The sequence below is a fragment of the Bradyrhizobium sp. ISRA430 genome (genome assembly GCF_029909975.1).
GTDB lineage: Bacteria > Pseudomonadota > Alphaproteobacteria > Rhizobiales > Xanthobacteraceae > Bradyrhizobium.
Map to the genome: position 1 here is coordinate 769,896 of NZ_CP094516.1, position 19,605 is coordinate 789,500.

General features: G+C 64.1%; 21 protein-coding genes and 1 tRNA gene. 14 read left to right on the plus strand and 8 right to left on the minus strand.

Annotated features, from left to right (window positions below):
• Positions 1–33: 33 nt before the first annotated feature.
• The 5 genes from MTX21_RS04105 to MTX21_RS04125 form a co-directional block, all read right to left on the minus strand.
• Complete coding sequence (locus tag MTX21_RS04105; protein ID WP_280970641.1) at positions 34–474, minus strand: hypothetical protein; 441 nt, start codon at positions 472–474, stop codon at positions 34–36.
• Between the two features lie 143 nt (positions 475–617).
• The gene (locus MTX21_RS04110) at positions 618–845 is read right to left on the minus strand and encodes a hypothetical protein (RefSeq protein ID WP_280970642.1); all 228 of its coding nucleotides are present in this window, start codon (positions 843–845) and stop codon (positions 618–620) included.
• 210 nt (positions 846–1,055) lie between these two features.
• On the minus strand, positions 1,056–1,673 hold the full coding sequence (locus MTX21_RS04115) for a class I SAM-dependent methyltransferase (RefSeq protein ID WP_280970643.1): 618 nt from the start codon (positions 1,671–1,673) through the stop codon (positions 1,056–1,058).
• A gap of 76 nt (positions 1,674–1,749) precedes the next feature.
• On the minus strand, positions 1,750–3,000 hold the full coding sequence (pepT, locus tag MTX21_RS04120; RefSeq protein WP_280970644.1) for a peptidase T: 1,251 nt from the start codon (positions 2,998–3,000) through the stop codon (positions 1,750–1,752).
• Between the two features lie 114 nt (positions 3,001–3,114).
• Positions 3,115–3,414, minus strand: coding sequence for an HU family DNA-binding protein (locus MTX21_RS04125; protein ID WP_280970645.1), 300 nt, complete (start codon positions 3,412–3,414; stop codon positions 3,115–3,117).
• A 239-nt stretch (positions 3,415–3,653) separates the two neighbouring features.
• Here MTX21_RS04125 and MTX21_RS04130 point away from each other — a divergent pair.
• Positions 3,654–3,730, plus strand: a tRNA-Asp gene (locus MTX21_RS04130).
• A 248-nt stretch (positions 3,731–3,978) separates the two neighbouring features.
• Here MTX21_RS04130 and MTX21_RS04135 read toward each other — a convergent pair.
• From MTX21_RS04135 to MTX21_RS04145, 3 genes are all read right to left on the minus strand, one after another.
• Positions 3,979–4,182, minus strand: a complete 204-nt coding sequence (locus tag MTX21_RS04135) for a hypothetical protein (protein ID WP_280970646.1) — start codon at positions 4,180–4,182, stop codon at positions 3,979–3,981.
• Between the two features lie 143 nt (positions 4,183–4,325).
• The gene (locus tag MTX21_RS04140) at positions 4,326–5,621 is read right to left on the minus strand and encodes an MFS transporter (protein ID WP_280970647.1); all 1,296 of its coding nucleotides are present in this window, start codon (positions 5,619–5,621) and stop codon (positions 4,326–4,328) included.
• A gap of 61 nt (positions 5,622–5,682) precedes the next feature.
• Positions 5,683–6,873: an aromatic ring-hydroxylating dioxygenase subunit alpha gene (locus MTX21_RS04145; protein ID WP_280970648.1), complete on the minus strand. Its 1,191-nt coding sequence runs from the start codon at positions 6,871–6,873 to the stop codon at positions 5,683–5,685.
• A 172-nt stretch (positions 6,874–7,045) separates the two neighbouring features.
• Here MTX21_RS04145 and MTX21_RS04150 point away from each other — a divergent pair, with 172 nt between their 5' ends.
• The 13 genes from MTX21_RS04150 to nuoG all read left to right on the plus strand — a co-directional run bounded on the left by MTX21_RS04150 (position 7,046) and on the right by nuoG (position 19,595).
• Positions 7,046–7,561 carry a MarR family transcriptional regulator gene (locus tag MTX21_RS04150; protein ID WP_280970649.1) on the plus strand — a complete coding sequence of 172 codons (516 nt, stop codon included), beginning with the start codon at positions 7,046–7,048 and terminating at the stop codon, positions 7,559–7,561.
• 175 nt (positions 7,562–7,736) lie between these two features.
• Positions 7,737–9,986 carry a TonB-dependent siderophore receptor gene (locus tag MTX21_RS04155; protein ID WP_280970963.1) on the plus strand — a complete coding sequence of 750 codons (2,250 nt, stop codon included), beginning with the start codon at positions 7,737–7,739 and terminating at the stop codon, positions 9,984–9,986.
• 22 nt (positions 9,987–10,008) lie between these two features.
• On the plus strand, positions 10,009–11,145 hold the full coding sequence (locus tag MTX21_RS04160) for a PepSY-associated TM helix domain-containing protein (protein WP_280970650.1): 1,137 nt from the start codon (positions 10,009–10,011) through the stop codon (positions 11,143–11,145).
• Positions 11,145–11,372, plus strand: a complete 228-nt coding sequence (locus MTX21_RS04165; RefSeq protein ID WP_280970651.1) for a hypothetical protein — start codon at positions 11,145–11,147, stop codon at positions 11,370–11,372. Before MTX21_RS04160 ends, MTX21_RS04165 begins: the two co-directional genes overlap by 1 nt.
• A gap of 240 nt (positions 11,373–11,612) precedes the next feature.
• Entirely contained in the window at positions 11,613–11,978 is a 366-nt protein-coding gene (locus MTX21_RS04170) for an NADH-quinone oxidoreductase subunit A (protein WP_008136158.1), read from the plus strand.
• On the plus strand, positions 11,975–12,559 hold the full coding sequence (locus MTX21_RS04175; RefSeq protein WP_280970964.1) for an NADH-quinone oxidoreductase subunit B: 585 nt from the start codon (positions 11,975–11,977) through the stop codon (positions 12,557–12,559). Before MTX21_RS04170 ends, MTX21_RS04175 begins: the two co-directional genes overlap by 4 nt.
• A gap of 11 nt (positions 12,560–12,570) precedes the next feature.
• Complete coding sequence (locus MTX21_RS04180; RefSeq protein ID WP_280970652.1) at positions 12,571–13,182, plus strand: NADH-quinone oxidoreductase subunit C; 612 nt, start codon at positions 12,571–12,573, stop codon at positions 13,180–13,182.
• A 2-nt stretch (positions 13,183–13,184) separates the two neighbouring features.
• On the plus strand, positions 13,185–14,381 hold the full coding sequence (locus tag MTX21_RS04185; RefSeq protein ID WP_280970653.1) for an NADH-quinone oxidoreductase subunit D: 1,197 nt from the start codon (positions 13,185–13,187) through the stop codon (positions 14,379–14,381).
• Entirely contained in the window at positions 14,378–15,343 is a 966-nt protein-coding gene (locus tag MTX21_RS04190; protein ID WP_280970654.1) for an FkbM family methyltransferase, read from the plus strand. Before MTX21_RS04185 ends, MTX21_RS04190 begins: the two co-directional genes overlap by 4 nt.
• A 12-nt stretch (positions 15,344–15,355) precedes the next feature.
• Positions 15,356–15,967: an NADH-quinone oxidoreductase subunit NuoE gene (gene nuoE / locus MTX21_RS04195; protein ID WP_280970655.1), complete on the plus strand. Its 612-nt coding sequence runs from the start codon at positions 15,356–15,358 to the stop codon at positions 15,965–15,967.
• On the plus strand, positions 15,967–16,173 hold the full coding sequence (locus MTX21_RS04200) for a hypothetical protein (protein ID WP_280970656.1): 207 nt from the start codon (positions 15,967–15,969) through the stop codon (positions 16,171–16,173). Before nuoE ends, MTX21_RS04200 begins: the two co-directional genes overlap by 1 nt.
• Positions 16,174–16,188: 15 nt before the next feature.
• Positions 16,189–17,514: an NADH-quinone oxidoreductase subunit NuoF gene (gene nuoF, locus MTX21_RS04205; protein WP_280970657.1), complete on the plus strand. Its 1,326-nt coding sequence runs from the start codon at positions 16,189–16,191 to the stop codon at positions 17,512–17,514.
• Positions 17,515–17,519: 5 nt separating this feature from the next.
• Positions 17,520–19,595: an NADH-quinone oxidoreductase subunit NuoG gene (nuoG, locus tag MTX21_RS04210; RefSeq protein WP_280970658.1), complete on the plus strand. Its 2,076-nt coding sequence runs from the start codon at positions 17,520–17,522 to the stop codon at positions 19,593–19,595.
• The last annotated feature ends 10 nt before the right edge of the window (positions 19,596–19,605 follow it).

Sequence of the window (19,605 nt, forward strand, 5' to 3'; positions counted from 1 at the left end):
GACGCGCGGGATCATCAGGCGCGTGAACGCCGATCAGACCTGGGTTCGAGGGGGATGGTCGGGCGGCTTTGCGCCGAGTCCGTCGACGAGAGGATCATTACGCAGCACAAGCGCGCTGTGCCGGGCCTGGCGCTCGGTCAGCGCAGCAGCTCCAGACGGCGCGGGGACCGAGATGTTCAGCAGGCAGAGCGCCACGAACGGGCAGGGACCGTCATCCTTGCCCTTGGTCTGTCCTGGGCAGCACGGCATGTCCGCCATCGCTTGCATATCATCCGACAAAGCCTGCACGTCGCCCGGCATAACCTGCGTGTCGTCCGACATCGCTTGCATGTCGTCTGACATGCCCTTCATGCTCTGGTAGTGCGCGGCGCCGGAGACGGGCACGGCAAGCGCAGGGGCGGCCAGCGGCGCGAGCAGAAGCCCGAGCGCGACCAACAGCATGACCAGAGCGTTGGCGAACCGTTTCAGCACCATACCCGATTGTCGCACGTCGTGACGGAACCTGCAAACCGTGCCGCCATCACGATTTGGCCAGACACAAACGCGGCGGGCGTTTTTCCTGTCGGGAAAAATTTATTCGTGTTGTGCGAATTTGGACTCTCTTAACGAGAATGCGATCAGGCGCGGCGCTCGGATCGTTGCGACAGGAGTGCGTCGGCTGCCGCGTCTTGAACGAGCCAGTCCTCCCTGGCTTCGACCGTGACCGTCACGTGACAACTCGCCTCCATCGCCCGTTCGAGCCATTTGATGGCTTCGTCGATCCACTGGTCATGGTGCGCGGGATCGGCGATGGCCTTCTCCCGAAATGCGTTGGCCTGGTTCAGGCAGGCGGTTCTGCGGTCCACGCGGCTCTCCGATGTTCCGCCCCGAGCGCATCTTTGAGCATCAAAGGAAGGGCGTCGTTAACATAGGACAGGCGGCGCGGCGCAAAAACGATAAGACCAAGCTCCGGCGCGAACCGGAGCTTGGGGCGACTGATAACCTGGATCGTGAGGGTTCGTTCCCGCCGACGATGCCGGTCTTCGGGCATCATTGCGGGCGCGGCAACGCGGTTGTTACGGGTGTGGGACGGCCCGACCTTCATACATGAACGTCATCGGCTTTGGTCCCCGCATGTAGCCGACATTGAGATCCTCGACGGCGAAACCGTTGCTGCGGATCAGGTCCGCGATGGCACGATTGAGATGGCAGCCGCCCGCGATGACCTTCCAGGGCGGGGTCAAATGATCCTGCCACCATTGCACGCTGGCCTCGGGCGCACGGCCATGCTCAACGAATAGGAGCTGTCCGCCCGGCTTCAGGATGCGCCGCGCTTCCGAGAGCGCGCGACTGACGTCGGGGATGCTGCACATCGTCCACGTTGTCACGACGGTGTCCACGCTTGCATTCTCCAGCGGAATGGCTTCCGCGGAGCCCTCGATCAGCTCGAGGTGGCTTGCGTGCCGCCGGCCGGCGTCGCGCGCGATCTCCAGCAGCTTTGATGATGGATCAATGCCAATGATTTGCGTCACGCTCGGCCCGTAGAAGCCGAGATTGAGCCCCGGACCTATTCCGAGCGCGAGGACGCGGCCCGTCGCGGCGGATGCTACCCGGGTACGATACGGCACGAGCTGGGCTTGGCGCATCGCGAGATGCGTCAGCCAAGGCAACATCCTGTCCTGATAGAAGCTCATACGAGTCCCCGGACATCGTGTTCTTTACCGCTGCCTCGCGGGGCCGTGCCGGGCCCCGCGTCTTGCCGCGGTGAACCTACGCGCGCTCTTCCCAGATCATCGCGAGATGCACGATGGTCTGTACCGCCTTCTCCATGTCCTGCCGGCTGACCCATTCCAGGCGCGAGTGGAATGCGTGCTCGCCGGCGAAGATGTTGGGACAGGGCAGGCCCATGAATGACAGCCGCGAGCCGTCCGTGCCGCCGCGGATCGCGGTGCGCATCGGACGCAGGCCGGCGCGGCGGATGGCCTCGATGGCGTATTCCAGGATGTGCGGGTGACGGTCGATCACCTGCTTCATGTTGCGGTACTGCTCTCTGACCTCGAACCGGTAGGTCGAGCGCGGATACTCCTTCATCACGTCCTTGACGATGCCTTCGAGCAGGGCCTCCTTCTCCTTCAGGCCCTCTTCGGTGAAGTCGCGCACGATGAAAGCGAGCGCCGCCTGCTCGAGCGCGCCGCTAATGCCGATCGGATGCAGGAAACCATGCTTGCCTGACGTGGTCTCGGGCGAGCAGCCTTCCTTTGGCAGCCGCTCGATGATGGCGGCGGCGATCTTGATCGCGTGCTCCATCTTGCCCTTGGCGTAGCCGGGATGGGCGCTGACGCCATTGATGGTGATGGTGGCGCCGTCGGCCGAGAAAGTCTCATCCTCGACGCTGCCGGCGCTCTCGCCGTCCATGGTGTAGCCGAAGTCGGCTCCCAGCTTCTTCAGGTCGACATTGTCGACGCCGCGGCCGATCTCCTCGTCGGGCGTGAACAGGATCTTGATGGTGCCGTGCTTCACGTCGGGATTGTTGATGAAGAAATGCGCGGCATCCATGATCTCGGCGACGCCGGCCTTGTTGTCGGCCCCCAACAGCGTGGTGCCGTCGGTGGTGATGATGTCGTTGCCGATCTGGTTCTTCAGCGCCGGGTGCTCGGCAAAGCGGATCACCTGGGTGGGATCGCCCGATAGTGTGATGTCGCCGCCGCGATAGTTCTTCACGACCTGCGGCTTGACGTCCTTGCCGGAGCAATCGGGCGAGGTGTCCATGTGCGAGCAGAAGCAGATCACCGGCACTTTCTTGTCTGTGTTGGCCGGGATCGTCGCATAGACGTAGCCATAGTCATCGAGATGGGCATCAGTGACGCCCATGGCCTTGAGCTCGGTGACGAGCACGCGGCCGAGATCCTTCTGCTTCTCGGTCGAGGGCGAGGAGGGAGATTCAGGATCGGATTGGGTGTCGATGGTGACGTAGCGCAGGAAGCGCTCGGTCACGGTATGCGTGAAGGTGAGGGAGGACATTTTCTGTTCAAACCGCCGGGTCAGGTGAGCAAGGCGGTATACCAGAAAAGCGTCATTCCGGGGGCCGCGTTGAGGTCCGCGCGACGCCGGATCAGGCTTAACGAAACGTAGCGCTCAGATCGCCTCTTTGAGTTCCTTGACCGGGCGGAATGCGACCTTCTTGCTGGCCTTGATGTGGATCGGCTCGCCGGTGGCGGGATTGCGCCCGGTGCGCGCGGCGCGCTTGCGGACCTGGAGAATGCCGAGGCCCACGATCCGGACACGGTCGCCCTTCTTCAGGTGCTTGGTGATCAGGTCGACCATGTTGGTCAGGATCGCCTCGGCATGCTTTTTCGAAAGCTCCTGGCCTTCCGCGATGGCGGCGGCGAGGTGCTTGAGCGTGATGGTGGCTGGAGCGGCTGCCTTCTTCGCCATGTCTGGCCTCCTTGTTTCTTGCCGGTGTTCTGAGGGAAGATGGCCTCGAAACCGCGCAAGTTCCGGAACGCGTAGACGATTCGGGACTGGACTGACTACGCCGCCGGCGCGACCGTTAAGCATGGTCTGCATGCGCCGCTGGTAGAAGTGCGGACGTTGCGACTAACGATGCAACGTCCTTGACTTCACCAAGTCCCGCCTTTAAGTCCCCCCTCGTTCCGCGGACATCTGCGCGTCACGCGGGAGTAGCTCAGTTGGTTAGAGCGCCGGCCTGTCACGCCGGAGGTCGCGGGTTCGAGCCCCGTCTCTCGCGCCATTTTTGGCAACATCTTCATCCCCTTCGCTTTGAACCTTGGTCTCGACGGCGTCCGCATTGGACCGTCGATGCGCCTTTCCGATGTTTGAATCGTGCCAGTGCTAGCGGAAAGGCCGTGTGCTGAGCTTCGGTTTCATAGATTTTCTTGTTAAATCAAATCTTTGCCAGCAGATATTGAGCCTTTGCCAGAAAGCAAAAGGCCGCCCGGAGGCGGCCGTTTTGTCTCAAACCGGACCTTTCTCGCGCCGTCAGCGAATCTCCGAGGAGCCCGAGCTGGTGACCACCACCGGCTTGCCAGCCTTGATCACTTGGGTCGACTGGGCGGTCTGGCTGTAATCGCCACCGGTACGGGCTGCGATTCCGAAGGCGGCCACCGCGATACCAGCCACCAGCGCCACCACCACGATCTTCAGGTGGGTCGCACGATCAGCAGAGTGAATTGAGTGGTTCATCTGAGCCTCCCGACGGCCTTTGCGGCCGTCTGTTGGCTCTTCTCTTACGGACCATCTGTTTCTGGATGGTTTCGCCGGTTCCGCAAAATGGTTTCATGAGGCTGCCGGGTTGGTTTCGCCCCCGGCGGCCGTGGGAACCGGTTTCAGGCCGCAGCGCGAGCGATATCCGCTCTGATCGGGCGGGCCGCCCAGACGAACAGGAGGGCGCCGAGGGTGGTCGTGATCGCGGCCGAGAGCAGCGAATAGCGCACCGCATCGGTGCCATAGCTGCCCTTCAGCGCGTCATTGACCATTCCCACCGCGAGCGGGCCGACACCCTGGCCGAAGCAGGTCGCGGTCAGCGCGATGAGGGCGGAGGCCAGCGCCCGCATGCTGGGTTTCGCCACGGTCTGCGCGATCGCGAAGATCGGCCCGAGATGAAAGCCGACCAGGAACGAGGTGAGCGCCAGCATGGCCACCATCATCGCGAAATCCTGCGTCAGCATGCACAGCGCGAACACGGGCCCGGCGAGCCCTGAGGTGATCGCGGGCGCCCACAGCTTCCAGCGATCGTCGCGGCGACTCACTTGCGCCACCACGAAGCCGCCGAGCAGGGTCCCGGCCATGCCAGCGAGTCCCTTGAAAGTGCCGGCATAGGTGCCGATCTCCACGCTCGACAGATGATGCACGCGGGCGAGGAACGGCGGGATCCAGGCCGCGGTCGCGTAATTGGTGTAGGTGGTGAGGCAGAAGCCGATCAGCACGATGACAAAGCTTCGTTGCGAGGCGAGGAAGCGCAGCGTCGGGCCGAGCGGTTCGGGCACGAAGTTCTCCTGCATCGCGCCGCGCTTCGGCTCGGAGATCGTCAGCCACAGGATCGCGGCGAGCAGGACGCCGGGCAGGCCCGCGACATAGAACGCCATCCGCCAGCCATAGTGCTGACTGACGTAGCCGCCGACGAAATAACCGAGAAAGACGCCGAGATAGGTGCCGATGGCGTAGATGCCGAGCGCGCGCGGACGCTCGTTCTTGGCAAAGAGATCGGCGACGATCGATTGCGAGGCCGGCGAGCCTGCGGATTCGCCGATGCCGACGCCGATTCTGGCCAGCGCCAGCGAGGTCACGCTCGAGGCCGCGCCGCACAGCGCCGTCATCGCGCTCCAGAACGCAAACGCCATCGCGACGATGTTGCGCCGGTTGAGCCGGTCGGCCACGCGTGCGATGGGGATGCCGAGCAAGGAGTAGAACAGCGCGAAGCCGAAGCCCGCGAGCAGGCCCATCATGGTGTCGCTGAGCGCAAACTCCTTCTTGATCGGCTCGATCAGGACATTGAAGATCGTGCGATCGAGGAAGTTCAGCGCATAGATGATGGTGAGCAGTCCCAGCACGTAGTAGCGCCGCGCCGAGGGCTTTGCCGCGGCGGCCGTTTGCACCGGCACTTGTGACGTCACATCGACCATCGCTTCCCCCCAATGTGTCTTTGTTGTTGTCATAGGTCCAGCTCTCAATGGAGCCGGCCGCTCAGCCTTCGCGGATGTAATTCCCCGCTTCGAACTCGACCGCCGGCGCGCCTTCTTCGAACGAGATACCCACCGGATCGCGGCCTGCCGCAAGCGCCTCGAGCTGGTCGCTCAGCATCCGGCGGATCATCAGGATGCCGCGGTCGCTCTGGCCGAAATGCTCCTCGGAGTGGACGGTCACCGGGCCCTGGCCGACCTGGGCTTCGTAGTCGCCCGGGAATTGCTGGTGCTCGGCCTCGGTCATGTCCCACCAGAACTTGCCGTTGAATTTCGAACGCATGCGGCCGATGTCACCGGCATTCTTGACGCGGCCGGCGACATAGATGCGGAACGAAGTGTCGTCGATCGGCAGCGTCCAGCCGATCGACTCGACCCGGGCGAACTGCGCCACGCGCGGATTCGGAACCACGCGCAAGGTGGGGAGGGCGGCTTCAGTGACGCGGTAAAACACCTTGCCGTCGTCCTGCTTGCGGATCGAACGTACGGCAATGCCGCGCGGCGTTTTGTCGAACTTCACCTCCGGCATCGAGGCCATCATGTTGGTGAATTGCGGACCGCTGAACGAGCCGTGCAGCACCGGCACGTGGTAGGGATCGACCACGTTCTCGAAATGCTGCAGCCAGTTGCAGGGGATGATCGCGGGCCCGCCGCCGCCGATCGAGGAATCGTCCGCTTCGACGAACTCGCCCTCGTCCATGGTCTCCAGGCACTCGTAGCGCGGCAGCACCGGGCGTTTCTCGGCCGGGCCCATGTAGGCGAAGATCAGCCCGTAGCGTTCCTCGACCGGGTACCACGGCTGGCGCACCTTGTCCTTGAACTGGCCGCCGTCGGGCTCGCAGGGTTGCTCGAGGCAGTGGCCTTCGGTGTCGAACTTCCAGCCGTGATAGCAGCAGCGGATGCCGTCTTCCTCGACCTTGCCATAGTAGAGCGTGGTGCCGCGGTGGCAGCAGCGGGCGTGCAGGAGTCCGACGCGCCCATGCTTGTCGCGGAACAGGATCAGATCCTCGCCCAGCGCGCGCACTTTCTTCGGCGTGTCGGTGGCGTCACCGGCGAGGCCGACCGGATGCCAGTAGCGGCGGAGCAGTTCACCCATGGGTGTGCCACGGACGACAGAGGTCAGCTCGGTGCGCGTGCGCGCCGGCTTCATCGCATAGGCCGTGCCGAGATCGCGATCCCGCTGAGTGTTGCTCATGATGTTCCTCCCGCCCGGCCTTCAAGGCCGGGTCGTCTTTGAAGCGTTGACCAAGTCAACGATAGATCGATGACAATGTCAACGATTTTCAAGATGCCTCTTAGTTGCAGTTGGGGGGGGGACGCCGAGGCCTGGACTTGGCAGGCCGCGGCTTTCTTGGCAGAGGTGGGCCATGAGCAAGACACAGGGCAAGGGCGGGTCGACGTCGCCCGCAGCGGACGAAAGCGAGCCGGCGGCGCCGATCACAGTGATGCTGTCGTCGCGGTTGATGGTGCTCGCCAACCTGCTCAAGCGCGGCGCCATGCTGCGCTACAAGCGCCTCGCCGGATTGTCCTCGGTTGAGTTCGGTCTGGTGGCCTCGCTCGGCCGGCGGCCGCCGATGAGCGTCGCGCGTCTTGCCGAGGCCGTGGGTCAGGACAAGGGACAGATCAGCCGCGCGCTCGCAGACCTCGTGTCGCGCAAGCTGATCGCGAAGTCGGCCAATCCAAAAGACAGTCGCGAGGTGCTGGTCTCGCTGACCAAGGCGGGGCTCGCCGCGCATGATGCGGTCGTCGCCGGCGCGCAGGAGCGCAACCGCCGCCTGCTGGAACATCTCAGCGAAGACGAGTTCCGTACACTGCTGCGGCAGGTCGACGCACTCACCGCTATCGCGGCCGAGATGCTCGAGGCCGAGAAGGCTCTACGCTGATCCCTTGGAAATCTCCGGAAATATTGAATCGCTTCTAAGAGTCTTTCTAAGAACTTTTCAATTAGCGAGATCGCGCTCACTCACATAAAGCGTCGTCACAACGCATGTCGTCGTGGGGCTGACGGCATGAGGAATGAACTACGCAGTTTGGGGTGGCGCGTTGAACAGTCTTCGTATGCTGCGGTCGGCCGTGTTGGCGACCGCATCCGCTTGGGTCTTGGCTCCGCAAGCATCATTCTCACAATCTTCCACGCAGACCGGCGCACAGAATCTGCCGCCGGTGACGGTTGCGGCACCGGAAGCGCGCCGCCGCACGGCGACGGCCGCTCCGCGCCGCGCACAGCGTTCGGTGCGGACCGTCAGCAACCCAAAGCCCCAGCCGCAGCGGAGCGTCGGATTCGTCGAGACCGCGCGCGGCCCGGTGCACGGCTACGTCGCGGGCCGCAGCTCGTCCGGCACCAAGACCGACACGCCGATCATGGAGACGCCGCAGTCGGTGTCGGTCATCGGCGCGGAGCAGATCCGCGACCAGAAGCCGAACAAGCTCGACGAGGTGCTGCGTTACACCGCCGGCGTGCGCGCCGGAACCTTCGGCGCCGACACGCGCAACGATTGGTGGCTAATCCGCGGCTTCAAGTCGGATGACGTCGGGCTGTTCCTCGACGGCATGCAGCTATTCTATACGTCCTATGCGAGCTGGAAGCTGCAGCCCTTCAACATGGAGCGTGTCGAAGTGCTGCGTGGTCCGTCGGCAGTGCTCTATGGCGGATCGAGCCCGAGCGGCATCGTCAACGTCATCAGCAAGATGCCGCCGGCCGAGCCGATCCGCTACATTGAAACCGGCGTCAACAATTTCGGCAATGCCTATGTCGGCTTCGATGTGGGCGGGCCGGTCGCGACCAGCCCCGAGAACGGCAAGCTATTCTACCGCGTCGTCGGCGAGGTCCAGAACGGCGCCACGCAGGTCAACTTCACGCCGGACAACAACTACTTCATTGCACCGTCGGTCACCTGGAAGCCGGATGCCGACACGACCTTCACGGTGCTGGCATCGGCCTCGAGGCAGGACACCCGCGGCATCAACTTCTTGCCTTACCGGGGCACGGTGACCAACGCCCCGTTCGGTAAGATCCCGACCAGCTTCTTCGTCGGTGATCCCAACGTCGACAAGTTCACGCGCGAGCAGGAGATGCTCGGCTACCAGTTCGAGCGCAATCTCACCGACGACCTGACGTTCCGGCAGAATGCTCGCTTTGCGCATGTCGACATCACCTATCGCGGTTACGTCGGCAACGGTTGGGCCGATATCAACACGGCCACTCTCGGCCGCTACAATTGGTACGCGAAGGACACCGCCAACCAGGCCGATCTCGACAACCAGCTCGAGTACCGCATCAACACCGGTCCGGTGCAGCACACGATGCTGTTCGGAGTCGACCTGAAGGGTTATCAGATCGACGACTATCAGGCCTTCGGGTTCGGAGTGCCCTCGATCAACGTCTTCAACCCCGTCTATGGGTTGAGCGAGGTTCCACTACCCGCTCCGTTCCGAAACTTCCTCATCACGCAGAAGCAGGCCGGCACCTATCTTCAGGATCAGATGAAGCTGGGCAACTTCACACTGGTGCTGAGCGGCCGCAATGACTGGGTCGAGACGACGCAAGCCGCCCGTGACACCGGCGCCATCGTCAGCAGTCGCGATGACAGCACGTTCAGCGGGCGCGCCGGGCTGATCTACAATTTCGACAACGGCATCGCGCCCTACGTGGCCTATGCGACGAGCTTTAACCCGATCATCGGCCTCAATGCCCAGAACCAGTTGTTCCTGCCGGAGACCGGCAAGCAGGCAGAAGTCGGTCTGAAGGTCGCGCCCAAGGGATTCGACGGCTATTTCACGGTCTCGGCGTTCGATCTTGTCCGTCAAAATGTGCCGACGACGCTGCCGGGCAGTGTTCCGATCTTGCAAACCCAGACCGGCGAGGTGACCTCGCGCGGTATCGAGCTCGAAGCGGTGGCCAATGTCACACGTGAGCTGAAGCTGGTCGGCGCCTTCACGTCCTATCATCTGTTCACCAGCAAGGACCTCGATCCGACACTTGTCGGCAAGACGCCGACCAACACGCCCCAGATGCTGGCGTCGGGCTGGGCGGACTACACCTTCAAGGATGGCCCGCTTGCGGGATTCGGCTTCGGCGGCGGTGTGCGCTATGTCGGCTCGTCGTGGGCCGATGCCGCCAACACGCTGGAGGTTCCCGCCGTCGTGCTCGGCGATCTCGCGATCCACTACGAATGGCAGAACTGGCGCACGGCACTCAACGTGATCAACGTGACGGACAAGATCTACGTCGCGAGCTGCGCATCGGATACGTCCTGCTTCTATGGCGACCGCCGGCGCGTCACCGCGAGCGTCTCCTACAAGTGGTAACGGCAGGCGAGGGGAGTCCGAGGTGAAAGCGCGCACGATCAGGCTCTGGTCCGTGGTCCACACCTGGACCAGCCTGGTCTCGACCGTGTTCCTGCTGCTGCTCTGCGTGACGGGCCTGCCGCTGGTCTTCCATCACGAGATCGATGAGCTCCTGGGCTATGCCCCCCAGCCCGAAGCTCACGCGAGCGCGGCGCGTGCGACGCCCCAAAGCATCGCCGACGCCGCGCTCGCTGCCGACCCTAGCCGGGTGCTGCAATATATCTCCTGGGACAAGGATCAGCCCGGGATCGTGATGGCCTTCACCAACAGCGCCCCCGACGGCGCTCCGGACAATGCCACCGTGCGCGCCTTCGATGCCGTGTCGACGAAATTGCTCGGGCCGGTCGGCGTCGGCCCGATGCTGATCGTGCTGAAGCTGCACACGGACATGTTCGCCGGCCAGGCCGGAAAGCTGTTTCTGGGAGCGATGGGCCTGTTGTTCTCAGTGGCTATCGTCTCCGGCGTTGTGCTGTACTGGCCGTTCACCCGCCGCTTTCGCTTTGCCACCATCCGCGACAGCGCCTCCCGCCGTGTCGTCTGGCTCGATTGGCACAATCTGATCGGGGTCGTCACGGTGGCCTGGGCGCTGGTGGTGGGGCTGACCGGTGTCGTCAACACCTGGGCGGAATTGATGCTGAATCAATGGAAGGCCACCGAGCTCGCCAGCATGGTCGCGCCCTATGCCGGCAAGCCGCCGCCTTCGCATCTTGCCTCGCTCGACAAGGTTGTCGCAGGCGCAAGGCAGGCTGCCCCGGGCATGGAGATCGCCTTCATCGCCTTTCCAGGGACGCCATTCACCTCCACGCACCATTTTGCCGCCTTCATGCGCGGGGATACGCCGCTCACCTCACGGCTCCTGAAGCCGGTCCTGCTCGACGGTGAAACGGGAGAGGTCGCAGACAGCCGGGCGCTGCCGATGTACCTCCAGGCGCTCCTGATCTCCCAGCCGCTGCATTTCGGCGACTACGGCGGCATGCCGCTCAAGCTGATCTGGGCTGCGCTCGACGTGCTGACGATTGTCGTGATCGGCAGCGGTCTCTATCTTTGGCTGGCCCGGCGGCGGAGACGGACGTCCGCCCGCGCTAATGCATTCGCCAAACGAGCCCCGGTCCCGACGTGATGCATGGCTCGATCAACCGTCCGCGCCTGTGGATACGTGTCTTTGGTGCACCGATCCTGCTGGCGGCGGCGACCTTCATCGGCCTCCTGAGTGCGCTGCTATGGGCTGGGTTTGGCCAATATGTCGCCTGGGTGACGGTGGGAGCTCCCGTGTTGGTCACCGCGTGGGCGTGGGCGCGCCGCCGCACCAGAAAAACCGGGCATTTCGGGCAGACGACACGCGGCTGACGAGCGCCTGGAGCTGTGCACGGGCTGCCACTCTGCTGGATCGTGACCACCCTTGCTGGGCTGGCCGATCTGCTCCATACCAACGCGGGGCGATTCCGGGATTTCCACCGTCCGGGGAGCGGTAAAGGGCCTAAAAACAGCGTGTCTTGCGCCCATTGGTGCACTGCGCTAAGGCTCAGAATAATTCCAAATCGGACGAATCCGTGGCTGTCCCGAGGCCGCGGGAACAAGGGCTCGCCAATGAGCGGCATTTTGCAGAACTATCTTCCACTCGTCGTCTTTATAGGGGTAGCAGGCCTCATCGGCCTCGTGCTGCTGATCGCGCCGTTCATTGTCGCGTTCCAGCAGCCGGATCCCGAGAAACTGTCGGCGTATGAGTGCGGCTTCAACGCCTTCGACGACGCGCGAATGAAGTTCGACGTCCGCTTCTATCTGGTCGCCATCCTCTTCATCATCTTCGACCTCGAGGTGGCGTTCCTGTTCCCCTGGGCGGTGGCGTTCGGGAAGCTCGGTGCCACCGGCTTCTGGTCGATGGTGGTTTTCCTCGCCGTGCTCACGGTGGGATTTGCCTATGAATGGAAGAAAGGGGCCCTGGAATGGGATTGAACCCTCCCACGCAGTCCTTGGGTCCGGTGGTCGCACCGGCGCCAAAGGGCATTTTGGATCCGTCGACCGGCAAGCCGGTCGGCGCCAATGACCCGTTCTTCCTCGAGGTCAATCACGAGCTGTCCGACAAGGGCTTCTTCGTGGCCGCGGCCGACGACCTGGTTACCTGGGCCCGCACGGGTTCCCTGATGTGGATGACCTTCGGTCTTGCCTGCTGCGCGGTTGAGATGATGCAAGTCTCGATGCCGCGCTACGACGTCGAGCGCTTCGGCTTTGCGCCGCGTGCTTCGCCGCGCCAGTCCGACGTGATGATCGTGGCTGGTACGCTCACCAACAAGATGGCCCCGGCGCTGCGCAAGGTCTACGACCAGATGCCCGAGCCGCGTTACGTCATCTCGATGGGTTCCTGCGCCAACGGCGGCGGCTACTACCACTATTCGTACTCGGTCGTGCGCGGCTGTGACCGCATCGTGCCGATCGACATCTACGTGCCGGGCTGCCCGCCGACGGCGGAAGCGCTGCTCTACGGCGTGCTGCTGCTGCAGAAAAAGATCCGGCGCACCGGCACCATTGAACGCTAAGGTTTTACGTCATGGACGACGGCAAGCTCGAGGCCCTTGGGCAAACGATCGTTAGCGCGCTTCCGGGCGCCGCCACCGCTCACTCGGTGGCCTTCAACCAGCTCACGGTGGAGGTCGAGGTCAGCAAGATCGTCGAGGTGGTCAAGTACCTCCGCGACGATCCGAACTGCCGTTTCGTCAACTTCACCGACGTGACGGCGGTCGATTATCCGGAGCGCGAGAAGCGTTTTGACGTCGTCTATCATCTGATGTCGCCGACACTGAACACGCGCATCCGCCTCAAGGCTCAGGCCGACGAGACCACGCAGGTGCCGTCGCTGATCGACGTATTTCCCGGCGCCGACTGGTTCGAGCGCGAGGCCTACGACCTCTATGGCGTGTTTTTCGTCGGCCATCCCGACATGCGCCGCATCCTCACCGATTACGGTTTCGAGGGTCACCCGCTGCGCAAGGATTTCCCGCTCACCGGCTTCGTCGAGGTCCGCTACGACGACCAGGAGAAGCGGGTGGTGTACGAGCCGGTCCGGCTCAACCAGGAATTCCGCAAGTTCGATTTCCTCTCGCCGTGGGAAGGGGCGGACTATCCGCTGCCGGGCGATGAAAAGGCGGGGCCGAAGGTCTGATCATGAATGAACAACCGGAAAATCTCCGCAACTTCACGATCAATTTTGGTCCGCAGCATCCGGCAGCGCACGGCGTTCTGCGCCTTGTGCTCGAATTGGATGGTGAGGTCGTCGCGCGTGTCGACCCGCATATCGGCCTGCTTCACCGCGGCACCGAGAAGCTGATCGAGCAGAAGACCTATCTCCAAGCGATTCCTTACTTCGACCGGCTCGACTACGTCGCGCCGATGAACCAGGAGCACGCCTTCTGCCTCGCCGCCGAGAAGCTGCTCGGCATCGAGGTGCCGCGCCGCGGCCAGCTCATCCGCGTACTCTATTGTGAGATCGGCCGCATCCTGTCGCATCTGCTCAACGTCACCACGCAGGCGATGGACGTCGGCGCGCTCACCCCGCCGCTGTGGGGCTTTGAAGAGCGCGAGAAGCTGATGGTGTTCTACGAGCGCGCCTCGGGCAGCCGCATGCACGCGGCCTTCTTCCGCGTCGGCGGCGTGCATCAGGACCTGCCGCCGAAGCTGATCGACGACATCGACGCCTGGTGCGATCCGTTCCTGAAGGTGGTCGACGACCTCGATCGCCTGCTCACCGCCAACCGCATCTTCAAGCAGCGCAACGTCGACATCGGCGTGGTGCCGTTGAAGGAAGCCTGGGAGTGGGGCTTTTCGGGCGTGATGGTCCGCGGCTCCGGCGCGGCCTGGGATCTGCGCAAGTCGCAGCCTTATGAGTGCTACGCCGAGATGGATTTCGACATTCCGATCGGCAAGAACGGCGACTGCTACGACCGCTATCTGATCCGCATGGAAGAGATGCGCCAGTCCGTGCGCATCATGAAGCAGTGCATCGAGAAGCTGAGGGCTGCTGACGGGCAGGGCCCGGTCGCCGTCGCCGACAACAAGGTGTTCCCGCCGCGTCGCGGCGAGATGAAGCGCTCGATGGAGGCGCTGATCCACCACTTCAAGCTCTACACCGAGGGCGCCCGCGTGCCCGCCGGTGAGGTCTATGCCGCGGTCGAGGCGCCGAAGGGCGAGTTCGGCGTCTATCTGGTCTCCGACGGCAGCAACAAGCCGTACAAGTGCAAGATCCGCGCGCCGGGCTTTGCCCATCTCCAGTCCATGGATCACATCTGCCGGGGCCATCTGCTCGCCGACGTCTCGGCGATCCTCGGCTCGCTCGACATCGTGTTCGGAGAGGTCGATCGGTGACGGCGCAGGCGCCAATTCAGTTTGACCGCGCCTCGGGGGCCCTTGAAGGGGCCAACCTGTGGGAGCGGACGGCTGCCTTGGCGCTGGTGACGGGATCGAAGATCTCGTCGCACTTCTCGCATATGGGCTACATCGCCTGCGCCAATCTGCTGCGCAAGGCGCTGGCCGAGCGCAACATCGCGATCAAGCTCAACCCCGACGCGGTGTTCGAATTTCCCTATGGCGACGGCTATTGGAGCAAGCTGCTCAATCGCTCCTACAATTACGAGGACGAGCTGGAGTTGCTGTTCGCCAATTCCGCCGACGTCGACTACACGCTGATCGATTGCGGCGCCAACTACGGCTACTGGTCGGTGCTGGTCTCGAGCGCGCCGTTCGGCGCGCACAAGGTGGTGGCGATCGAGCCGTCCTCGGACAATTTCGCCAAGCTCTCCAACAACGCGGCAGTGAACGGCCATCGCTTCGAATGCATGCGTGTGGCGATCGGCGCCTCGCGCGGCACGGCGCGGCTGTCCGGCACCAAGCACGAGAAGTTCAGCATCGCTGGCGAGCTTTCGGGAGGCGGCGAGGAGGTGCCGGTCATCGCCCTCGACAATCTCATCGACGACGGCAAGGTTGCATCCAGCGGCAAATATCTGATCAAGCTCGACGTCGAGGGGGTCGAGATCGAGGCGATCAAGGGCGGCGCCCGGCTGCTCCAGGCCGACAGCGTCATCATGTGCGAGGAGCACGGCAGTGACCGCTCGCATGCGGTGTCGCGCTACATCCTCGAGGAGACCCCGCTGAAGCTGATCGTGTTCGATCCGCGCAGCAGCCGGCTGGAGACCGTGACCGAGCTGTCGATCCTCGACCGCATCAAGGTGTCCACCCACGTCGGCTACAACGTTTTCGGCACCGCAAGCGCATTCTGGCAGGACAGGATCGATGCCCTGAATGCGAACACCGCGCGCCGCATGCAGTGAGAGATTGAAGAGATGTCCGTCCGCCGATTAGCGCCCAAGGAAGTCCAGCCCGCGAGCTTTGCGTTCACGGAGGAGAACCTTGCGTTCGCCAAGCAGCAGATCGCGAAATATCCGGCCGATCGCCAGGCGTCCGCTGTCATCGCGATCCTCTGGCGCGCGCAGGAGCAGAACGAGGGCTGGGTGTCGGAAGCCGCGATCCGCGTGATCGCCGACATGCTCGACATGCCCTACATCCGCGTGCTCGAGGTTGCGACATTCTACACGATGTTCCAGCTCGCCCCCGTCGGCAAGAAGGCCCACGTCCAGGTTTGCGGCACCACGCCGTGCCGCTTGCGCGGTGCGGAGGATCTGATCCACGTCTGCGAGAGCCGCATCCATCACGAGCCCTTCCATCTCTCCAAGGACGGCAATTTTAGTTGGGAGGAGGTGGAGTGCCTCGGTGCCTGCGTGAACGCGCCGATGGTGCTGATCGGCAAGGACACCTATGAGGACCTGACCAAGGACAGCTTCGGCAAGGTGCTCGACGGCTTCGCCTCGGGCAATCCGCCCAAGCCCGGCCCGCAGAATGGCCGCCAGTTCTCCGCGCCCATCACCGGGCCAACCACGCTGAAGGAGACCACCTGATGCGTGATCTCATGACGCAAGCGATCGGAGGGAGCGGCGCCGTGAAGAAGTGGGGCTACGTTGCCATGCACGCCGCCGTCGCGGCCGCATTCATCTTCCTGCTCCAGCGGTTCGCGCTGAACGCGACGCTGGAAGCCAGTCTGCTCTGGGCGCTGACCTTCGCGGTCTGCGCCGCCGGGCTTGCCTACAAGCAGGCCAACCGTTGATCGGAAAGCACTGAAATGCTCGAGGACAAGGACCGCATCTTCAAGAACCTCTACGGCCTCCACGATTGGGGGCTCGAGGGCGCGCGTCGCCGCGGCGCCTGGGATGGCACCAAGGCCATCATCGACAAGGGCCGCGACTGGATCATCAACGAGATGAAGGCCTCCGGCCTGCGCGGCCGCGGCGGGGCGGGCTTCCCGACCGGCCTGAAATGGTCGTTCATGCCGAAGGAATCGACCGACGGCCGGCCGAGCTATCTCGTCGTCAACGCCGACGAGTCCGAGCCCGGCACCTGCAAGGACCGCGAGATCATGCGGCACGATCCGCATCTGCTGGTCGAGGGCTGTCTGCTCGCGAGCTTCGCGATGAACGCCCACACCTGCTACATCTACGTCCGCGGTGAGTTCATCCGCGAGCGCGAGCGTCTCCAGGCCGCGATCGATCAGGCCTATGAGGCCAAGCTGATCGGCAAGGACAACGTCAACGGCTGGCCGTTCGACCTTTATGTCGCGCATGGCGCCGGCGCCTATATCTGCGGCGAAGAGACCGCGCTGCTCGAAAGCCTCGAAGGCAAGAAGGGCCAGCCGCGCCTGAAGCCGCCGTTCCCGGCCAATGTCGGCCTGTTCGGCTGCCCGACCACCGTCAACAACGTCGAGTCGATTGCGGTCGCGCCGGATATCCTGCGGCGTGGCGCAGCCTGGTTCGCCAACATCGGCCGTCCGAACAATGTCGGCACCAAGCTGTTCTGCATCTCCGGCCACGTCGAACGGCCCTGCAACGTCGAAGAGGCGATGGGCATTCCGTTCCGTGAGCTGATCGAGAAGCATTGCGGCGGCATCCGCGGCGGCTGGGACAATCTGAAGGCGGTGATCCCCGGCGGCTCCTCGGTGCGCATGGTGCCGGCGGAGCAGATCATCGACACGCCGATGGATTTCGACAGCCTGAGCAAGCTGCGCTCGGGCCTCGGCACCGCGGCCGTGATCGTGATGGACAAGTCGACCGACCTGATCCGGGCGATTGCCCGCATCTCCTATTTCTACAAGCACGAGAGCTGCGGCCAGTGCACGCCGTGCCGCGAGGGCACGGGCTGGATGTGGCGCGTCTTGACCCGCATGGCCGAGGGCCGTGCCCACAAGCGCGAGATCGACATGCTGCTGGAAGTCACCAAGCAGGTCGAAGGCCACACCATCTGCGCGCTCGGCGACGCAGCCGCCTGGCCGATCCAGGGCCTGATCGCGCACTTCCGTCATGAGATCGAAGCGCGCATCGACCAGTATTCGCACAAGGCCGACATCGACGATGCCGGCGTCCGCGATCCCGAGAACATGGTCGCGGCGGAGTAGGAAGAATGACCAAGCTCATCATCGACGGCAAAGAGATCGATGTCCCGCCGGAGTACACGCTGCTCCAGGCGTGCGAGGCCGCCGGCGCCGAGATTCCGCGCTTCTGCTACCACGAGCGGCTGTCGATCGCCGGCAATTGCCGGATGTGCCTCGTCGAAGTGAAGGGCGGCCCGAAGCCGGTCGCGAGCTGCGCCTGGGGCGTGCGCGACTGCCGTCCGGGTCCCAAGGGCGAGCCGCCGGAAATCTCCACGCGTTCGCCGATGGTGAAGAAGGCGCGCGAAGGCGTGATGGAGTTCCTGCTGATCAACCATCCGCTGGACTGCCCGATCTGCGACCAGGGCGGCGAGTGCGACCTGCAGGACCAGGCGATGGGCTATGGTGTCGACACCAGCCGCTTCGCCGAGAACAAGCGCGCGGTCGAGGACAAGTATCTCGGCGCGCTGGTCAAGACCTCGATGAACCGCTGCATCCAGTGCACGCGCTGCGTCCGCTTCTCGGCGGAAGTCGCCGGCGCCCCCGAGATGGGCGCGACCGGCCGCGGCGAGGACATGGAGATCACGACCTATCTCGAGCATGCGCTGACCTCGGAATTACAAGGCAATCTCGTCGACATCTGCCCGGTCGGTGCGCTGACCTCGAAGCCCTATGCCTTCGCGGCGCGGCCCTGGGAGCTCGGCAAGACCCAGTCGATCGACGTGATGGACGGTCTCGGCTCGGCGATCCGCGTCGACACCCGCGGCCGCGAGGTGATGCGCGTGCTGCCGCGCATCAACGAGGCCGTGAACGAGGAGTGGATCTCGGACAAGACCCGCCACGTCGTCGACGGCCTGCGCACCCAGCGGCTCGACCGGCCCTATATCCGTGAAGGCGGCAAGCTGCGTGCGGCGAGCTGGACGGAAGCCTTTGCGGCGATCGCGGCCAAGGCGGCCCGCACCGACGGCAAGCGGATCGGCGCGATCGCGGGCGATCTCGCCGGCGTCGAAGAGATGTTCGCGCTGAAGGACCTGCTCGCCAAATACGGCTCGGGCAATCTCGCGGTGCAGGGCGGCGACGCCTTCGATCCCGCGCTCGGCCGCGGCGCCTATATGTTCAATCCGACGCTCGCGGGCGTCGAGCAGGCCGATGCGCTGCTGATCATCGGCGCCAATCCGCGCAAGGAAGCGGCCGTGTTCAACGCGCGCATCCGCAAGCGCTGGCGTGCCGGTGGCTTCAAGATCGGCGTGATCGGCGCCAAGGCCGATCTCACCTATGACTACGATCATCTCGGCGCGGGCACCGAGACGCTCAGCGAGCTCGCGGCCGGCAAGCACTCCTTCATGGACGTGCTGAAGAACGCCAAGAACCCGATCATTCTGGTCGGCGCCGGGGCTGCCGCGCGCCATGACGGCGCGGCCATCCTCGCCGCCGCCGCTAAGCTGGCGCTCGACGTCGGCGCGGTGAAGGACGGCTGGAACGGCTTTGGCGTGCTGCATGAGAGCGCCTCGCGCGTCGGCGCGCTCGACATCGGCTTTGCGGCCGCCAGCGGCGAGCTGAACGCGGCACAGATGACGACGTTCGGCACGCTGGATCTGTTGTTCCTGCTTGGCGCCGACGAGATCAAGGCACCGGACGGCACCTTCGTCGTCTATATCGGCACCCATGGCGACCGCGGCGCGCATCGCGCCGACGTGATCCTGCCGGCGGCTGCCTATACCGAGAAGTCCGCGATCTACGTCAACACCGAAGGGCGCGTGCAGATGACCGGCCGCGCCGCGTTCCCGCCGGGCGAGGCCCGCGAGGACTGGGCGATCATCCGCGCGCTGTCGGAAGCGCTCGGCAAGAAGCTCGCCTATGACTCGCTCGCAGGCCTGCGCCAGGCGATCTTCAAGGCCGTACCGCATCTGATCCGTCTCGATCAGATCGAGGCGGGCACGGCCGACCAGGTCAAGAAGCTCGCGGGCAAGGGCGGCACGCCGGAGAAGGCACCGTTCAAGCCTCTGATCGAGGACTTCTACCTGACCAATCCAATCGCGCGTGCATCGGCCGTGATGGCTGAGTGCTCGCGGCTTGCCTCCGGGCAGATGCTGACCGCAGCGGAGTGAGCGTGATCTG